Origin of the sequence: Hymenobacter perfusus (assembly GCF_003944765.1) — a bacterium.
GTDB classification, from domain to species: Bacteria; Bacteroidota; Bacteroidia; order Cytophagales; family Hymenobacteraceae; genus Hymenobacter; species Hymenobacter perfusus.
On record NZ_RWIU01000001.1, the window covers coordinates 443709 to 460736 of the forward strand.

Genomic DNA, 17028 nt, shown 5'->3' on the forward strand with positions numbered 1-17028 from the left:
ACGGGCGCGTAGGTTTTTCTCCGGCTGGTGCCAACCACGCGGCGTCAGCGGCCCTTTAGTGCTCCACACGTAACACAACCACAACCCGAAATCTGACTATCACCACCGAAAACCCAATTTTCCGCCGTAGCTTTGTCCGGCAACAAGCCTCACCTAATCTTCTTGTTGCCATGGCCGACTACGCTGCCAAAATTGCCTTTGAGGCGCTGACCTACGACGACGTCCTGCTGCTGCCCGGTTATTCGGAAGTACTGCCCCGCGACGCCGACCCCAGCACCCAGCTAACCCGCAACATCCGGCTCCAGCTTCCCTTCGTTTCGGCGGCTATGGATACGGTGACCGAGGCCGAAATGGCCATTGCCCTGGCCCAGGAAGGCGGCATTGGCATCGTGCACAAGAACATGAGCATCAAGGCCCAGGCCGAGTTGGTGCGCCGCGTAAAACGCTCCGAGAGTGGCATGATCCTCGATCCGTTTACGCTGGAAGAAACCGCCACCCTGGCCGACGCCAAGAAGCTGATGCGCAACAACAACATCGGCGGCATTCCCATCATCGACGCCGCCCGGCGCCTCAAAGGCATCCTCACCAACCGCGACCTGCGCTTCGAGAAGGACATGAGCCGCCCGGTTACGGCCGTCATGACGCCGCTGCCGCTGGTAACGGCTAAAGCCGGCACTGAGCTGGCCGCCGCCGAGGATATTCTGCAGGACTCGAAAGTGGAAAAGCTACCGGTTATTGATACCGACGGTCGGCTGGTGGGCCTCATCACCTATAAGGACATCCGGAAGCGCCGCCGTACGCCCAACGCCTGTAAGGACGAACTGGGCCGCCTGCGCGTAGGAGCCGCCGTGGGTGTCACGGCCGACCTGATGGACCGCGTGGCCGCGCTAGTAGAAGCCGGTGTAGATGTGGTAAGCGTGGATACGGCCCACGGCCACAGCAAAGGCGTGCTTGATGCGGTGCGCAACCTCAAGCAGCAGTTTCCCAACCTGGAGGTAATTGCCGGCAACGTAGCTACCGCCGAAGGCGCCCGCGCCCTGGCCGATGCCGGGGCCGATGCCGTAAAAGTAGGCGTAGGGCCCGGCTCTATCTGCACCACCCGCATCATTGCCGGTATCGGCGTCCCGCAGCTTTCGGCCGTGATGGAAGCGGCCCGGGGCCTGGAAGGCACCGGCGTACCACTTATTGCCGATGGCGGCATCAAGTACTCGGGCGACGTGGTGAAGGCCCTGGCTGCCGGTGCCAGCACCATTATGATTGGCTCTTTGCTGGCGGGTACCGAAGAAGCACCCGGCGAAGTCACGCTTTTTGAAGGTCGCAAATACAAGAGCTACCGGGGTATGGGCTCGGTAGAAGCCATGGAGGAAGGCTCTAAGGACCGGTATTTTCAGGATGCCGAAGATGACGTGAAAAAGCTGGTACCCGAAGGCATTGTGGGCCGAGTGCCCTACAAAGGGCTGGCGGCCGAAGTGCTGTACCAACTCTCGGGCGGCCTGCGCGCCGGTATGGGTTACTGCGGCGCGGCTACCATCGAGGCACTCCAGACTGCCCGGTTTGTGCGCATCACCGGAGCCGGCCTGCGCGAATCGCACCCCCACGATGTGCAGATTACCCGCGAGGCACCAAACTACAGCAGCCGCTAAGCCGACTTCGAAAGCATTACTTATTTTCCTTCGAAATATTCCAAAAAAGCCGATGGCCATTACCGGCCGTCGGCTTTTTTTCGCCGATTACGTAGGTAGGCCGGACTACGTGCCCGATAGATATGTGACGCTTTTTCCGCCTACTCCCCTATCTTGCTTTCCCATTTCGGCCCGCCTCCCGGCCCTTTCCAGTAGGATTACCGCATGTCATTTTTTCGGAAGCTCCATTCCTTCCTGGTTCCATTCTCCCTGCTAAGCTGGTTTGGGCTGCTGGCCTGTACGCTGTTATACGCACATCCATCCTTATTATCCCCATCCATCAGCCCCCCGCCCGGTTGGCTGCTATTGGTGCTACAGGCAGTCTTTACGGCCTGTATATTTATCCAGGAGCGTGGCACCGGGGAGCGGCTGCGAGGCCTTGATTTTGTAGGCCTGATCCGGCGATTAGTGCTGGGACCGGGGTTACTGGCTACCGTTTGCGTAGGGCTGCACCTCGTACAGCAGCTCGTTCAAACCAAGCTACCCGAAACCGGCTCAGTTCTCTTCACCTGCATTTATACTATAAATGTTGGCCTTTTTGTGCTGCTGCTGGCCCGTACCAACTATGCCTGGCGGTCCTTGGTGCTGTTTCGCTCCTCTGCCCGGTTGCGGCGCCTGTGGCTGTGGTTTGAAGTACTGCTGGGCATCACCTTGCTCTTCCGCCTGTTTACCTGGACGCCACCCTTCGGCCTGAGCACGGCTTTATTGGGTGCGTTGGCTGCGTTTGGGGCCTATATCAGTGGCCAGCAAAAATGGGTCGCCTACCTCAACCGCCGCCAGAAAATAGAAGTCATTTTGCTGCAGTTGGCCATCATTCTGGCCATGGCTGTGTTTGTGGCCTATTTCCTCCAAACCAAATCTGACCCGCAGCTGATTGCGCCCGCCACGCAGCATGCTTTCCTGATTTTAAACGCCTTCTTCGCGGGTTTCTATGCGGTAATAGGACTACTGGTTACCTTCTTCAACCTACCTACGGCGGGGGTATTTGAGCAGAAGCGCGAAGAAATTCTGAGTCTGCAGCGGCTGACGCAACTCATTCAGCGCGGCCAGAATGCAGAGGAAGTGTACCGCATGTTCTTCGACTCGGCTATTCAGACCGTGGAGGCCGATGCGGCCTGGCTGGATGTGGAGGAAGGCGCGGAAAGCTACCCGGGGCAGTATTATGCCTTGCAGCCTGAGCAGGCCAAAGCCATTCGCAATCTGCTGGTTGACTACAACCTCAACCATATTGAGTACCTCAACAACGACCTGTTCAACAGCAGTGGTTTTCGGGCGCTGGATTTACCGTTTGGCTCCCTGATTGTCATGCCGTTGCGCTCCAGCAAACGGCAGTATGGCAACCTCTACATGCTAAAGACCATACCGCAGGGTTTTGACCGGGAGAGCCTGAGTATTCTGCAGACCTTCGCCAGCCAGGCCGTACTCAGCATTGAGAATCTGCAGTTGATTCAGGCCTCCCTGCACACGCAGCGCGTACAGGACGAGCTGAAAATTGCCTCGGCAGTGCAGGACAGCCTTATTCCGAAAAATCTGCCCATTGACAACTGGTTTGAAATAAGCTCCCACGCTTTGGCGGCCACGGAAGTGGGCGGCGACTTTTACGACTTTCTGCACTTGCCCGGCCGGCGGCTGGCAGTGCTCATCGGCGACGTATCGGGCAAGGGTGTGACGGCGGCTTTTCATGTGGCGCAGATGAAAGGAATTTTTCACGCGTTGATGCAGGAAAACCCGCTGGCCCGCAACGAGCGGGAGAAATTTCCGGTGCCCAGCAAATTCATGGCGCAGGCCAATACCGCGTTGGCGCGCTGCCTGGAGAAGTCGGCTTTCATCACTGCTTCGCTCTATATCATTGATTATGAGCATGGTGGCTTCGTATTCGCCCGGGCCGGGCATTGCCACACGTTGTATTACCACTCCATCAAGGAGGAAGTATCGTATTTCCGCACCGCTGGACTGGGACTGGGCATTATCCGCCACGATGGCTACGAAAAGCACATCAAGAACCAGTTCTACGACTACAATCCCGGCGACGTGATGGTGATTTACACTGACGGTATTGTGGAGGCCCGCAACGGAGCGCAGGATGAATACGGCGAGGAACGGCTGCAACAGATGCTGGAGCACACCTATTATCTTGATGCCGAGCAAATTAAAGAACAGATTCTGGCTGACCTCAATGAGTTCAGCAAAGGCCAGCCCATACACGACGATCAGACGCTGCTGGTAATTAAATTCAAAGCCTCCCAACCCGAAGGCATCCTTTAACGTAGCACGGAGTTATGAAAATAACGCAACAATCAACTGAAAGTACTCTTACACTCAGCCTGGATGGTGAACTGGATGCCAGTTCTTCAGTAGTACTGGATACGGAACTCAGCAAGCCCGAGATACTGGGCAACCAGAAAGTACTAATTGACTGCCGCCAGCTGAACTACATTTCTTCGGCTGGTTTGGGCGTTTTCATCTCCCATCTGCAAACGTTTCAGGACGCGGGGGTGAAGCTGGTGTTCTTTAACATGCAGGATAAAGTGCATAATGTATTTGAGATTTTAGGCCTCGATTCGCTGATGACGATTGTTCCGTCGGAGGCCGAAGCGGTGGCCGTATAATAGTGCTGCACGGAAGCCGAGGGGATGAAACACGCAATCAGAATTAGCTGCACACGCCGCAACCTAAAGGTGGTGCGTGACTTCGTGAGCGAGTTTCTGCTGAGTTACCACCTTTCCGAACTGGTGATTAACCAGATTGTGCTGGCCGTGGACGAAGTGGTAGCCAACCTCATTATTCATGGCAACGGCGAAGATGAGTCGCAGTTTCTGGATGTGCGGGTGAACCTACAGAACCAGGAATTCAGCATCGAAATCGAGGATACCAACCTCACTTCTTACTCCCCTACCAGCTACGTGGAGCCCGATTTGCAGGAGTATGTGCGCATCGGTAAGAAGGGCGGCGTCGGCATGATGCTCGTTAACCGCATTATGGACCGGGTGGAGTTTACCACCGATGGCACGCGCAACCTGTGTCGGTTGTATAAGAAACTGAGCTAAAACACCGTTACGGTATTGGCTCACCGGAAAGCACTCCGCCTGCGGAGTGCTTTTTTTGTGGCCGCCAGCAACCTCACGTCTTCCTTGGCTCCCGGAAAAAATCCGTAAAATTGCGCTAGTCAGCCATCCGCACCCGGAACATTTTCCGACCGGATTTCCTTGCTTCGCCGATTCCTTATCTACTGTATGCACAAACGCATTTTGTTTGCCGGCACCGCCGCGGCTGCTCTTCTGGCCGGGTGCCAGGCTACCAAACCCACCAAAGCATCGGTTACGCCGGTTGAAACGCTGGGTACCACCGCAGTTCCCGCTTCCGAGTTTGCCTACGTCTACCGCAAAAACAACAGTTCGGCTCCGGAATATGGCACCAAAGCCAGCGTGCAGGAGTACCTCGACCTTTACACCAACTTCAAGCTGAAGGTGCTGGAAGCGGAGCAGCGCGGCCTCGATACCACCCAGGCGTTTAAGCGCGAGCTGGACGGCTACCGTCAGCAATTGGCCCAGCCATATCTCACGGAGAAGAGCGTGACCGATAAGCTGGTCCGCGAGGCATATGAGCGCATGAGCAAGGAGGTAAACGCCTCCCACATTCTGGTACGCCTGATGCCCGATGCTACCCCCAAGGATACGCTGGCCGCCTACCAGAAAGCTATGGCGCTGCGCCAGCGCGTAACCGGCGGTGAGGACTTTGCCAAAGTGGCCCGTGAAACGTCCGAAGACCCTTCAGCCCGCGAAAACGGCGGCACGCTGGGCTACTTCACGGCTATGCAGATGGTGTATCCCTTCGAGTCGGTGGCGTATGTTACACCGGTGGGGCAGGTGTCGCAACCGGTACGGACCCGCTTTGGCTACCACATCATCAAGGTCAATGATGTGCGCCAGGCGCAGGGCGAAATCAAGGTAGCGCACCTTATGATTCGGGCTACTCCCGGCATGCCGGCTGCCGACTCCGTGACGGTACGTAAGAAGGTAGATGAGTTGTATAACCGCCTCGCCCGCCGCAATGAGAACTGGGAGAAGCTGGTAGGCCAGTTTTCCGAAGATGCCGGCTCGGCCGCCAACGGTGGTGAGCTGCCGCCCTTCGGCACTGGCCGCATGATTCCGAGCTTTGAGGAAGCTGCTTTTAAACTCCAGAAGCCCGGCGACATCTCCCAACCCGTCCAGACGCCCTACGGCTGGCACATCATCAAGCTGCTTGAAAAGCAGCCGGTGCCTTCATTTGAGGCGATGGAGCCCACGCTCAAAAGCAAAGTCGCGAAGGATTCCCGCTCGGAGCTTAACAAAACCGCTTTCCTTAAGCGCGTACGCACCGAGAACAACTTCACTGAAAACCAGGCCGGCAAGGAGTACCTGTTTGCCAAGGTGGACACCTCGTTGGTAACCGGACGCTTTGCATACACCGCCCCGGCCACTCCTACCAAACCGAGCAAAACGACTACCGACAATTCCACCCTGTTCACCATTGCCGGCAAGCCGTATTTGGTGAAGGAGTTCCTGACCTACGCGCAGCAGAACCAGAAGCCGCGCCCCGGCGCCGAGCCCCGCTTCGCCGCGCAGCAGCTCTATGACCAGTATGTGGAGCAAAGCCTGACTGACTACGAAAAGGCCAACCTTGAAACGAAGTACGAGGACTACCGCATGCTGGTGAAAGAGTACCGCGACGGGATTCTTTTGTTCCAGCTCATGGATGAGAAGGTATGGAGCAAGGCCATTGAGGACACCGTAGGGCTGCAGAAATACTTTGCCGAAAATCAGGCGAAATACCAGTGGGAGCCCCGTGTGCAGGCCACCGTTATCAGTGCTGCCTCGCCGGAGCTGCTGAAAAAAGCGCAGCAGCTCCAAAAAGCCGGCCGCTACCAGCTCACAACCGGCCTACCTGCACCCGTTGCCTTCCGCACTGGCTCGGCCGAGGCTCCGGCCAACACCCTAACGGCCCTGGCCGAACGGCTGCTGACCGACGAAACCCTCAGCCTGCGCGCCGTGGGCCACGTAAAAAAGGGGGAAACCCCAGCTCTGGCCCGGCGCCGGGCGGAGGCCATAGTGGCTGCTCTGCGGGAGCAAGGCGTGCCCGCCGGCCGCCTCAGCAGTAGCGCCGACAGCAAACCCACGGTAGCTCAAGCCACCTTTGAGCTGACTACCACCAACGTAACCGCACTGGAAAATGTGCTCAATACCCAGAACCCGCTAGCCGTGCAGATTCAGCAGCGCAGCTTCCAGAAGGGCGACAATAAAGCCGTGGACCAGTTCCTGAGCAGCGGCCCCAGCACCTACGCCACCCAACAGGATGGTCGCTCAGTAGCCGTACTAGTAGAGAAACAGCTGCCGGCCGGCCCCAAAACCCTGGCCGAAGCCCGGGGACAGGCCACTTCCGACTACCAGAATTATCTGGAAAAACAGTGGATCAGCCAGCTACGCGAAAAATATCCGGTGAAGATCAACCAACCTGAGGTTGATAAGCTGGTAACGAAATAGAGACGGTAATCACCCGTAAACGCAGAAAGTCAGGAGTCGGAATGAAACGCCCACCTCATTCCGACTCCTGACTTTTCGCTTCTATCACTGGCGGCTCTGCAACCCCTTGCGGCCGGTCTGACTCTCTGCTGCGAAGCGGGCACTTCCCGGAGGAATCTGTGGTTTTGCCGGAGAAAGGATTTATGATGAAATTTACGGGCAGCTTTGGGCGTTTTGCCGGCTGTCTGGCTTCAGCAACGCCCCTGGCTTGTTGCAGCATTACGGAAAGATTCCATGATTCAAATATTGCGAGTACCGGCCCGTAAGCTACTGCTGAGCGCGGTGCTGCTGGCCGTTTCGGCCACTGCCAGCTACGCCCAACTGGGCGTTGGACGCCCGGTAGGGCAGAAAATAGTAGACGGTATCATTGCCAAGGTGGACAACCAGATTGTGCTCCGCTCTGATTTGGAAACCATTTATGCTCAGGAAGTAGCCCGCGCCGAAGGCAAGCCGTTGCCGCCCGACACGCAGTGCCGCATTTTGCAGAGCCTGGCGCTCAACAAGCTGCTACTGGCCAAAGCCGAAACGGACTCCGTGGTGGTCGAGGACTCCCAGGTAAAAAGTGAGTTGGACCGCCGCATGGCCTATTTCGTGCAGCAGATTGGCTCCGAAAAAAAGCTGGAGGAATACTATAACAAGCCGCTGAAGCAGCTGAAGGAAGAGCTGCGCATTCAGGTGAAGGAGCAGCTGGTGCAGCAGAAAATGCAGGACCAGATTGCCGGCAAGGTGTCCGTGACGCCCCGGGAAGTCCGCCAGTTCTTCAACCGGATGCCCAAAGACAGCCTGCCTTATTACTCCACGGAAGTGGAAGTAGGCCAGATTGTGAAGGTGGCCAAAACCAACAATAAGGCCAAGCAGGAGTCCCAGGCCAAACTCAATGACATCCGGGCCCGCATTGTGGCCGGCGAGGATTTCGCTACGTTGGCCAAGCAGTTTTCCCAGGACCCCGGCTCGGCCGTGGAAGGGGGTTACCTGGGCTTTTTCAAGCGCCGCGAGCTGGTACCAGAGTACGAAGCCGCCGCGCTGCGGTTGGAGCCGGGCGGGTTATCACCCATTGTGGAGTCGCAGTTTGGCTTTCACCTGATTCAGCTGATTGAGCGCAAAGGCGACTCCTACAGCACCCGCCACATTCTGCTCAAGCCCGAAACCGGCACCGCTGATACCAACGAGGCCTCCCAGGAACTCACCAAACTGCGTCGGCGCATTCTATCTGATAGCGTGAGCTTTGCCAAAGCCGCCAAGGATAATTCCGACGACAAGCTTTCGGGCGGCAACGGCGGCCTGATGCAAAACCGCCGCGACGGTAGCACCTACCTTTCCCTCGACCAGCTCGATCCGGCCATTTTCTTCACCATTGACACCATGAAAGTAGGAAGCGTCACGCCGCCCCTACCCTACCGGACCGACGATGGCAAAGACGCCGTACGCATTCTGTACCTGAAGTCGAACACCCCGCCTCACCAGGCCAACATCGACGACGACTATCAGAAAATTGCAGCAGCGGCCCTCAACGAGAAGAAAAACAAAGCCCTTGACACCTGGTTCGCCCAGAACCGGGGCACCGTATACCTCGAAGTTGACCCTGAGTACTCCGGCTGTCAGCTGCTGAACGCGGTGAACTAATGTATTCGTTTTTGGTATCTGGTTGGTGGTTTTTGGCCTGTTCAATTGCCAGAAAGTACCAACCAACTACTGAGAACCAAAATCCAACTTATGCCTTTCGCCTCCGATAAAGAAGCCGCCGACGCGCTTGCCCGGTCCTACCAGAAGCTCCGCCAGGAAATCGGCAAAGTCATTATCGGGCAGGATGATGTGGTGGAGCTGGTGCTGACGGCCGTGTTTTCGCAGGGCCACTGCCTGCTGGTGGGCGTACCGGGACTGGCGAAAACCCTGCTCATCCAGACCATTGCCGACTCGCTGGACCTCTCATTCAACCGCGTACAGTTCACCCCTGATCTGATGCCGTCGGACATTGTGGGCTCCGAAACGCTCAATCAGCAGCGGGATTTTCACTTTGTGCCAGGGCCGATTTTCGCCAACATCGTGCTGGCCGACGAAATCAACCGAACCCCACCCAAAACCCAGGCGGCCCTGCTCGAAAGCATGCAGGAATACGCTGTGACGGTGGCGGGCAAGCGGTATCCGTTGCAGCGCCCCTTCTTCGTGCTGGCCACCCAGAACCCGATTGAACAGGAAGGCACTTACCCGTTGCCCGAAGCCCAGCTGGACCGCTTCATGTTCAATATTGAGCTGGGCTATCCAAGCTACGAGGCGGAGTTGCAGATTGTGAAGAATACCACGTCCGAGCACAAGCCTACGGTTAGTAAAATACTGCACGCCGACGAGATTCAGGCGTTTCAGCAGTTGGTACGGCGCGTACCCGTAGCCGATAATGTGGTGGAGTATGCCGTTGGTCTGGTGCACAAAACCCGTCCTAATACCGGCCGGGCCGCTGCCCGGGCCTCGCAGTTGCTGGAATGGGGAGCAGGCCCCCGGGCTTCGCAGCACCTCATTGTTGGGGCCAAGTGCCACGCTCTCATTCACGGCAAATACTCGCCCGACATTGAGGACGTGAAAGCGGTAGCCCTGCCCATTCTGCGCCACCGCTTGGTGCGCAACTTCAAGGCTGAAGCCGAGGGCATCACCGTGGACCAGATTGTAAAAGAACTTTTATAGAAAGAAGTAAGACTACGAGATTTGAGACGAGGAACCTGTGTTCTGGCACAGAACTGACGTCTTACTTCTCTTCTTAACATAGTCTCACTTCTCATTTCTCATAGTATCACCTCTCAGAAAGGAATGGAAGCAGCCGGTTACTACCAGCAATTTGAGCGCAACCTGGAAATCATCATCAGTGGTCTGGAAGCTGGGCTCGATGTGCGCACTACCGCCCTCACTACCTCATTGCCGCTTGAGGTGTACGTGCTGAGCGAAGTTCTGAACCACGGTGGCGGCCAGTTTCGCCTCACTACGGAGGCTCCTTTGGAACGCCTGCGCGAGTTCCATGCCCAGTTCCGCCAGAACGAAGCCGGTAATGAAGTCTTGATGCAGCGTATTCTGGACGATAAGAAAGCGCTGATGCGCACGCCCGAAGGCCGCGTGCTTACGAAGGAAATGCTGATTCGCCGCCTGGAGTACTTCAATGAGGCAGCCCGGCAGGTAAACGTAATGCGCAACCAGCAGGCTCTCGGCAGCCCCCCGCAGGCGCGTTCCGGTATCGGGGCAGAGCTGCAGAAAGGCTAGTTCCAGCCTCTATACACCTAAGCCGGACTCGTCAGATCTCGTGGACGATTACAACGAATCGGTTTATAGCCCGATACCCCAAATAAAAAGGCTTGCCAGATTGGCAAGCCTTTTTATTTGGGGTATCGGGGAGCTTACAGGGGTCTATCCGACAGCAAATCGTCTATAAAACCCGACGGGTCTGGTTTATTCCGAGAAAATCCGGGCGTAGCCTGTCTGTGGCTACGACATAGAAGCTGCCGCTTCTTCGCGCACTTTGGTGTTGCCTTCCTTGCTGTGCTGCAGGTTGAGGCTGCCGGTGGGCTCCTGCTTCAGATGCGTGGGTACTTCGTCGCCGGCGGCGCTCTTGGAAATAGTTACGCCGCCATCTACAAAGTACGTGGCCCCGGTAACGTAGCTGGCTTCCTCGGAGGCCAGGAACAGGTACACGTTGGCTACTTCTTCGGGCGTGCCCCGGCGGCCCAATGGTACGCCGGCTACCGTATTCTTTTCCATTTTCTGGTTCATCGGTCCGGTTTCCTTGTGCGTCCAAGCCGTGTCAATGGGGCCCGGGCCGACGCAGTTGACGCGGACGCCGTGTTTTGCCTGCTCCACGGCCAGCCCCTTGCTGAAGGTCATCACCCAGGCTTTGGTGCCGCCGTAGGGCGTAATCATGGGAGAACCCATCTGTCCGGCTTCCGAACCCGCCGATACGATGTTGCCCTTGGTCTTTTGCAGCTCCGGCAACGCCGCCCGGCTCATCATGAACACCGAGTAGATGTTGTTTTTGATCATGTACTCAAAGGCCTCCACCGGATATTGGTCCAGCTCGGCGGTGGCCGGGAATACGCCCGCGTTGTTAACGAGAATATCGAGCTTACCGAACTCCTGCACGGCTGCTTTTACGCAGCCTTCCGCTACCTCCTGGGCCGAAATATCACCGAGGTAACCGATGGCGCGGCCTCCTTCGGCCAGAATTTCATCCACTACTTCGCGCACGGGGTCTGATTTCAGGCCAACGACGACCACGGCCGCACCTTCGCGAGCAAAACGTTTGCTGATAGCTTCGCCGATACCCGAGCCGCCGCCCGTTACTATGGCTACTTTATTGGTGAGTCTGCCTGACATGCTGAAAGGGATTAGAAGGAACAATGCGCCTCCGTGTGGGAGCACCTTCCGGAAATGCATCCGGAAATGAGGCGTGTGAGTGCCCTTCTGAACGACTACCATGTGTCGGGGTTTCTAGCGCCGAGCTTTCCCTTGCCGTCGTATAGACCGGTTTTGCGTCTTTCTCCGTAGTATCACCCGGTTACCTACCCCAAATCATGTACGCCGTTCCGCCCCTGCCAGCCCCTGCCGGCACGCCCATTCGGGCGGCCAGGCTTACGCTGCGTCCCTATCTGCCTTCCGACACGACAGATTTCTTTCGGCTTATCGACGAAAACCGGATCCGACTACGGCCATCGTTTCCGGCCCGCGAAGCGGCCGTACAAAGCCCTGCTACCGCTACGCAAACCCTCGCCCAGTTCCGGCACGACTGGATTACCGGCCGGCTGTACGTCCTCGGCATCTGGCACCAGGAAACCCAACAGTACTTGGGCGACATCAGCCTGAAACCTAACTGGACTCCGCCCATCACCCTTGAAATCGGGTATTACCTCGCGGCCGATGCGGAAGGGAAAGGATACGCCCGCGAGGCATTGGCAGCTGTTACTGCCTTTGGCTTTGAGGTGCTGCAGGCTGCACGGCTCCTGATCCGGTGTAAGGCAACTAACCCGCGTAGCTGCGCCGTAGCCGAAGCCGTGGGTTTTCAACCCTTGCCCCCGCGTCCGCGCCCCTGGCCACTGCGCGCCTTCGGCAGCTCCGATATTCTTTATTATTGCCTGCGACGACCGTCCTGAAACACGCCTCTAATTGCCTTTTACGGTTCCCAGCAGGAAGCTTTGGTTGAAATTCAGATACAGCGCAAAGGAAAAGTCGAACAGGCCGTTGTTCAGGTCGTAGAGCGGTTCGAAGCGCGTGGTCAGGATGAGGTTACCAGGCAACCGGTAGTCTTTGATGGCCCGCAGAATCAGCAGTTGACGCTGCTTTTCGGTATATCCCGGATCGGCCATCGAAACGGAAACCGATTGGTACAGCCGCCCCCCAATGGGCGAGATATAGCCGCTTCCCTGCCAGTAAGCCAGTTGTAGGTTAGACAGGCGCGTATCAAGGCCGGCGTTGAGGTAGAGCCCGGTGCCGCGCTTGTAGGGCAGCGCATATGTGAAGGAGTAGTCGTGGAAGTACGTGACGTAGCCATCGAAGTGCGCGGCCTGCACAAAGCGCGAGGACAGCGCCTTGCGCACCCGCAAGCCGGTAGCCCCGTTGAAAAGCGTCTGCAGCGGCTTATCAATGGTGTCCAGCTGCCCGCCGGTATGGGTGGCCGTAAACTGAAACGGCAGCTTCAGGAGCCAGCCGGTGGAGTCGCCCAGTAGCCGCCGCTCCACGCTGAGGCCCCCGGCTACTTCCTCCTGGTAGTTGCTGAAGCGGTACTGCTGCCGCCGCCAGTTCACCCAGGCATCCAGAAACGTGTTGCTGGTCAGGTACTGATACTGCACGCCCTCCTCCAGCCGGTCGTAGAGTACCCGCTCAAAGTCATACATCGGCTCAATGTAGCCGTGCTGCAGGTTGCCTTCAATGTTGCCGAACAGCAGCCGGTGCGAGCCTTGGGCGTACTTGAGCGTAAACAAGGGCCGTACCTGCCGCAGCCGCTGCGTACCGTAGTCCTTCTGCAGGAAAATGCCCGCTTCCAGCCGCAGGTTGGCCGCCGGAAAATACACCAGCCGCGGGGCCAGCTGCGCCCCGAAGTAGGTCAGGCCGGGGTCAATCTTGTTGAAATACTCGTTGTCTTTGTTGAACAGCAGGCCGTGTACTTCCAGCCGCACCTGCCGCTCGTAGCCTGGGCCCAGTGGTAGCCGGTTAAAGAAAGCCCGGTTATCCAGTTGCGCCCACGCGCCCCCCATCCCCCCCAGCCACGCTACCAGCGTCAGTATCAGAGCCCTAGAAAGCTGGTTTGATTCCAAAAAATTTAGCACAGAAAAAACATCCTGAATTCAACGAATTTTTTTAGCATTGCGGGCACAAAATATAGTCCGGCGGCGTTACCATGAGCCACCCCTGACCGACCCCGGTTCTCCTGCTTCCCGCACTCGTGCAAGTGGTTGCGCCGGCCGGCTAAAAGGCCTACATTCACCAAACCTAAGCATTTCCAAATAACCCTTTATATAATGGCAGCAACCACTGAAAAGGCTGAGAAAGCGGAGAAAAACGCCTCCAATCCCCAGGCTGAGAAACTCAAAGCCCTCCAGCTCACCCTCGATAAGCTGGATAAGAGCTACGGCAAAGGTACCGTGATGAAGCTCAGCGACAATAAGGTGATGGACATTGAAGTCATCAGCACCGGCTCGCTGGGACTGGACATTGCCCTGGGTGTGGGTGGTCTGCCGAAAGGCCGCGTAGTGGAAATCTACGGCCCGGAATCGTCGGGTAAAACGACCCTCACTATGCACTGCATTGCTGAGGCCCAGAAAAAGGGTGGCATTGCCGCATTCATTGATGCGGAGCACGCCTTTGACCCGTTGTACGCTAAGAAACTCGGCATCGACACGGCCAACCTGCTCATCGCCCAGCCCGACAATGGCGAACAAGCTTTGGAAATTGCCGACCAGCTTATTTCCTCTGGTGCCATCGACATCATTGTGATTGACTCCGTGGCCGCTCTGGTGCCGAAAGGCGAGCTGGAAGGCGACATGGGCGACTCGAAAGTGGGTCTGCATGCCCGCCTCATGAGCCAAGCCCTGCGGAAACTCACTGGCACCATTAACAAAACCGGCTGCTGCTGCATTTTCATCAACCAGCTGCGGGAGAAAATAGGGGTCATGTTCGGCTCGCCCGAAACCACCACCGGTGGCAACGCCCTGAAATTCTACGCGTCGGTTCGCCTCGACATCCGCCGCATTGGCCAGATCAAGGAGGACAAGGACAACATCACCGGCAACCGCACCAAGGTGAAAGTGGTGAAGAACAAGGTAGCCCCGCCCTTCAAAGTCATTGAATTTGACATCCTGTACGGCGAAGGTATTTCCAAAGTGGGCGAGATTCTGGACCTGGGCGTGGATATGGGCATTATTGCCAAATCGGGCTCCTGGTTCAGCTACGAAGGCAACCGCCTGGGCCAGGGCCGCGAAGGCGTGAAAACCGTCCTGCTCGACAATCCCGAGCTGGCCGATAAAATCGAAGCCCAGATCCGGGCCAAGGTGAAGGGAGCCCCCGAGGAGGCACTGGCCGCCATTCCCGAGGACCGCACCACCGACGAGGACGAGGCCGACGACACCGACGACCTGTAAGCCATTCGGCACCAACGAGCATAAAAAAAGCGCCACCGGTTATCCGGCGGCGCTTTTTTTATGCGGTTTCCCGGTTCCTGCGCGCCACCAACGCCGGCCGGCTACCATCTGGCGGAAAGTCGATTCAGGGGTGGATACCGGCTCATTTAAACGCTGCTTTTTGGCCCTGTCAGAATCCGAGTATCTTTGCTGGCACCGCATTTGAGAAGGTCCCGGCTACACTCTATTTCGCCGCTTGTCCATGAACCGCCGCTGGCTTCTGTTTTCTGCGCTGACCCTGCCGCTGGCTGCCGCACTCACGGCGTTTGGCCCGGCCTCCGAGGCCACCCGCACCGTTACCAACCATAGCTTCGAGCGGGGCGAAACCCTGCAATACAAGGTGCATTACGGCCTCATTAACGCGGCGGAGGCCACTATTGAGGTCGATGACGCCGTGCATCGGGTAAACGAGCGGCCCTGCTACAAGGCCACCGTGACGGGCCGCACCACCGGCTCCTTCGATTTTTTCCTGCGCATCCGAGATACCTGGCGCTCTTACATCGATACCACTAGCATTCTGCCGCAGCGGTTTTTCCGCAATATTGAGGAGAATAACTACCGCAAGCACGAAACCGTGGAGTTCGACCACCTCCGGGACGTGGCGGAAGTGGAAAGCCACAAGCGCGACAAGAACAACGTGAAAAAGGGGACGTTCAAAATCCCCAACAACGTGCAGGACATCGTCAGCGGCTTTTATTTCCTGCGGACCCTGAATTACGACCAGCGCAAAGTAGGCGAAGTAATTAAGGTGCAGGGGTTCTTCGACGAGGACGTATTCAACATGGATGTGGTGTACAAGGGCCGCGAAGTGGTAGAAACCAAGGCCGGCACTATTCGCGTCATCCGGCTGGTGCCCAAGATGCCCAGCAACAAGATTTTTAAAGGAGAAAACGCCGTGTCGGTGTACCTCTCCGACGACCGGAACAAGGTTCCGGTTCTAATTCAGGCCGAAATGTTTGTAGGGGCCGTGAAAGTGGACCTCTACAAGTACAAAGGGCTACGAAACCGGTTAAATCTGGTGGCGCAAAAATGATTCTGTGTGAAGCGGCTCCCGTTGGGGGCCGCTTTTCTTTTTTCCATCCCGGTATACCCCCGTTCCTTGTCTGATGCCGACTACACTCGCCACCCGCCGCCGCATGGTTCTTCAGCCCAGCCGTGTGGCAGTGCAGATCCCGGTGAAAGCCCCCCCGGCCGTAGCTGATTTTGTGTGGCCTATTCCGAACCCCGCCCCCCGAAAGGAGCCTGTCCAGGGCCGGTTCCGGCTACTGGCAGCGGGTAACGAAAACGTAACACGCCGCGCGCGTCGGCCGGCGGTACTTTTGTCCTCGCGCATTCTCTTTTACCCTAAACCTCCTCGCTCCGTGCAACCAACCGCCAACCCCAACGCCTACAAGATTCTGGTAGTGGACGACGACCCCGACATCGTGGAGCTGCTGGAGTATAACCTACGCAAGGAAGGCTACGAGGTAGCCAGTGCCCCCGACGGCCGCAAAGCCCTCGAAATTGCCCCCCAGTTTGCCCCCGACATCATCCTGCTCGACGTGATGATGCCCCACCTCGACGGCATTGCCGCCTGCCGCCAACTGCGCGAGCAGCCGAAGTTTAAGGACACGTATATCATCTTCCTGACGGCCCGAGCCGAGGAATTCTCGGAAGTAGCCGCTTTCGACGCTGGGGCCGACGACTTCATAGCCAAGCCCATCAAGCCCCGCGCTTTGCTCAGCCGTCTGGCCGCCTTCGTGCGCCGCGACAAAGACCCGCAGCAGGTATCAGAAACCATTGAAATAAACGGCCTCAAGATTGACCGTACCGGCTTTGCCGTGTACCAGGAGGGCCGCAAAATTTCGCTACCCAAGAAGGAGTTTGAGTTGCTGGCTTTCCTGGCTGCCTCGCCGCACAAAGTATTCGGCCGCGACGAGCTGCTGCAGAACATCTGGGGCAACGACGTATTTGTGCTGGCCCGCACTGTGGACGTGCATATCCGCAAAGTGCGCGAAAAGGTAGGCGACCACCACATCCAGACTATCAAGGGCGTCGGCTACAAGTTCAATACCGACAACTAAGTGAAGTGATGAGCTGGTGAATGGGTGAGTTGCTGTCCTGTCCGCACAAGTGGTGCCCGCAGAACAGCAACTCACCCAT

Annotated in this window: 14 protein-coding genes; 12 read left to right on the forward strand and 2 right to left on the reverse strand. The window is 57.3% G+C overall.

The annotated features are described in order from the left end of the window. Positions 1–170 precede the first annotated feature (170 nt). From guaB to EI293_RS01945, 8 genes are all read left to right on the forward strand, one after another. On the forward strand, positions 171–1643 hold the full coding sequence (guaB, locus tag EI293_RS01910) for an IMP dehydrogenase (RefSeq protein WP_125435194.1): 1473 nt from the start codon (positions 171–173) through the stop codon (positions 1641–1643). 579 nt (positions 1644–2222) lie between these two features. Continuing rightward, the gene (locus tag EI293_RS01915; RefSeq protein WP_170170205.1) at positions 2223–3947 is read left to right on the forward strand and encodes a PP2C family protein-serine/threonine phosphatase; all 1725 of its coding nucleotides are present in this window, start codon (positions 2223–2225) and stop codon (positions 3945–3947) included. Between the two features lie 14 nt (positions 3948–3961). Then, positions 3962–4291, forward strand: a complete 330-nt coding sequence (locus EI293_RS01920; RefSeq protein ID WP_125435198.1) for an STAS domain-containing protein — start codon at positions 3962–3964, stop codon at positions 4289–4291. 24 nt (positions 4292–4315) lie between these two features. After that, positions 4316–4729 carry an ATP-binding protein gene (locus tag EI293_RS01925; RefSeq protein ID WP_125435200.1) on the forward strand — a complete coding sequence of 138 codons (414 nt, stop codon included), beginning with the start codon at positions 4316–4318 and terminating at the stop codon, positions 4727–4729. A 186-nt stretch (positions 4730–4915) separates the two neighbouring features. After that, complete coding sequence (locus EI293_RS01930; RefSeq protein ID WP_125435202.1) at positions 4916–7201, forward strand: peptidylprolyl isomerase; 2286 nt, start codon at positions 4916–4918, stop codon at positions 7199–7201. A 273-nt stretch (positions 7202–7474) separates the two neighbouring features. Further along, complete coding sequence (locus EI293_RS01935) at positions 7475–8863, forward strand: peptidylprolyl isomerase (protein ID WP_125435204.1); 1389 nt, start codon at positions 7475–7477, stop codon at positions 8861–8863. Positions 8864–8953: 90 nt separating this feature from the next. Continuing rightward, positions 8954–9916, forward strand: a complete 963-nt coding sequence (locus EI293_RS01940; protein WP_125435206.1) for an AAA family ATPase — start codon at positions 8954–8956, stop codon at positions 9914–9916. 123 nt (positions 9917–10039) lie between these two features. Then, on the forward strand, positions 10040–10483 hold the full coding sequence (locus EI293_RS01945; RefSeq protein ID WP_125435208.1) for a hypothetical protein: 444 nt from the start codon (positions 10040–10042) through the stop codon (positions 10481–10483). A gap of 222 nt (positions 10484–10705) precedes the next feature. Here the strand turns inward: EI293_RS01945 and EI293_RS01950 are convergent, their stop codons facing one another. Next, on the reverse strand, positions 10706–11590 hold the full coding sequence (locus EI293_RS01950) for an SDR family NAD(P)-dependent oxidoreductase (protein ID WP_125435210.1): 885 nt from the start codon (positions 11588–11590) through the stop codon (positions 10706–10708). 197 nt (positions 11591–11787) lie between these two features. Here EI293_RS01950 and EI293_RS01955 point away from each other — a divergent pair, with 197 nt between their 5' ends. Further along, positions 11788–12363, forward strand: coding sequence for a GNAT family N-acetyltransferase (locus tag EI293_RS01955; RefSeq protein ID WP_125435212.1), 576 nt, complete (start codon positions 11788–11790; stop codon positions 12361–12363). A 9-nt stretch (positions 12364–12372) separates the two neighbouring features. Here EI293_RS01955 and EI293_RS01960 read toward each other — a convergent pair whose 3' ends face one another. Next, complete coding sequence (locus EI293_RS01960; protein ID WP_125435214.1) at positions 12373–13524, reverse strand: hypothetical protein; 1152 nt, start codon at positions 13522–13524, stop codon at positions 12373–12375. Positions 13525–13728: 204 nt separating this feature from the next. Between EI293_RS01960 and recA the strand changes: the two genes are divergently transcribed. The 3 genes from recA to EI293_RS01975 all read left to right on the forward strand — a co-directional run bounded on the left by recA (position 13729) and on the right by EI293_RS01975 (position 16949). Continuing rightward, positions 13729–14847, forward strand: coding sequence for a recombinase RecA (gene recA / locus EI293_RS01965; protein WP_125435216.1), 1119 nt, complete (start codon positions 13729–13731; stop codon positions 14845–14847). A 241-nt stretch (positions 14848–15088) separates the two neighbouring features. After that, positions 15089–15919 (forward strand): DUF3108 domain-containing protein, encoded by an 831-nt coding sequence (locus EI293_RS01970; protein WP_125435218.1) that lies wholly within the window; start codon positions 15089–15091, stop codon positions 15917–15919. Positions 15920–16247: 328 nt separating this feature from the next. After that, a complete protein-coding gene (locus EI293_RS01975) occupies positions 16248–16949 on the forward strand; it encodes a response regulator transcription factor (protein ID WP_246010505.1) in 702 nt (233 codons plus the stop codon). Positions 16950–17028 lie beyond the last annotated feature (79 nt).

Excerpts from the sequence above, each read along its gene's own strand:
- EI293_RS01940 (WP_125435206.1), top strand. The coding sequence starts at position 8,954 with ATGCCTTTCGCCTCCGATAAAGAAGCCGCCGACGCGCTTGCCCGGTCC.
- EI293_RS01930 (WP_125435202.1), top strand. The coding sequence starts at position 4,916 with ATGCACAAACGCATTTTGTTTGCCGGCACCGCCGCGGCTGCTCTTCTG.
- EI293_RS01950 (WP_125435210.1), bottom strand. The coding sequence starts at position 11,590 with ATGTCAGGCAGACTCACCAATAAAGTAGCCATAGTAACGGGCGGCGGC.
- recA (WP_125435216.1), top strand. The coding sequence starts at position 13,729 with ATGGCAGCAACCACTGAAAAGGCTGAGAAAGCGGAGAAAAACGCCTCC.
- guaB (WP_125435194.1), top strand. The coding sequence starts at position 171 with ATGGCCGACTACGCTGCCAAAATTGCCTTTGAGGCGCTGACCTACGAC.
- EI293_RS01920 (WP_125435198.1), top strand. The coding sequence starts at position 3,962 with ATGAAAATAACGCAACAATCAACTGAAAGTACTCTTACACTCAGCCTG.
- EI293_RS01925 (WP_125435200.1), top strand. The coding sequence starts at position 4,316 with ATGAAACACGCAATCAGAATTAGCTGCACACGCCGCAACCTAAAGGTG.
- EI293_RS01935 (WP_125435204.1), top strand. The coding sequence starts at position 7,475 with ATGATTCAAATATTGCGAGTACCGGCCCGTAAGCTACTGCTGAGCGCG.
- EI293_RS01970 (WP_125435218.1), top strand. The coding sequence starts at position 15,089 with ATGAACCGCCGCTGGCTTCTGTTTTCTGCGCTGACCCTGCCGCTGGCT.
- EI293_RS01945 (WP_125435208.1), top strand. The coding sequence starts at position 10,040 with ATGGAAGCAGCCGGTTACTACCAGCAATTTGAGCGCAACCTGGAAATC.
- EI293_RS01955 (WP_125435212.1), top strand. The coding sequence starts at position 11,788 with ATGTACGCCGTTCCGCCCCTGCCAGCCCCTGCCGGCACGCCCATTCGG.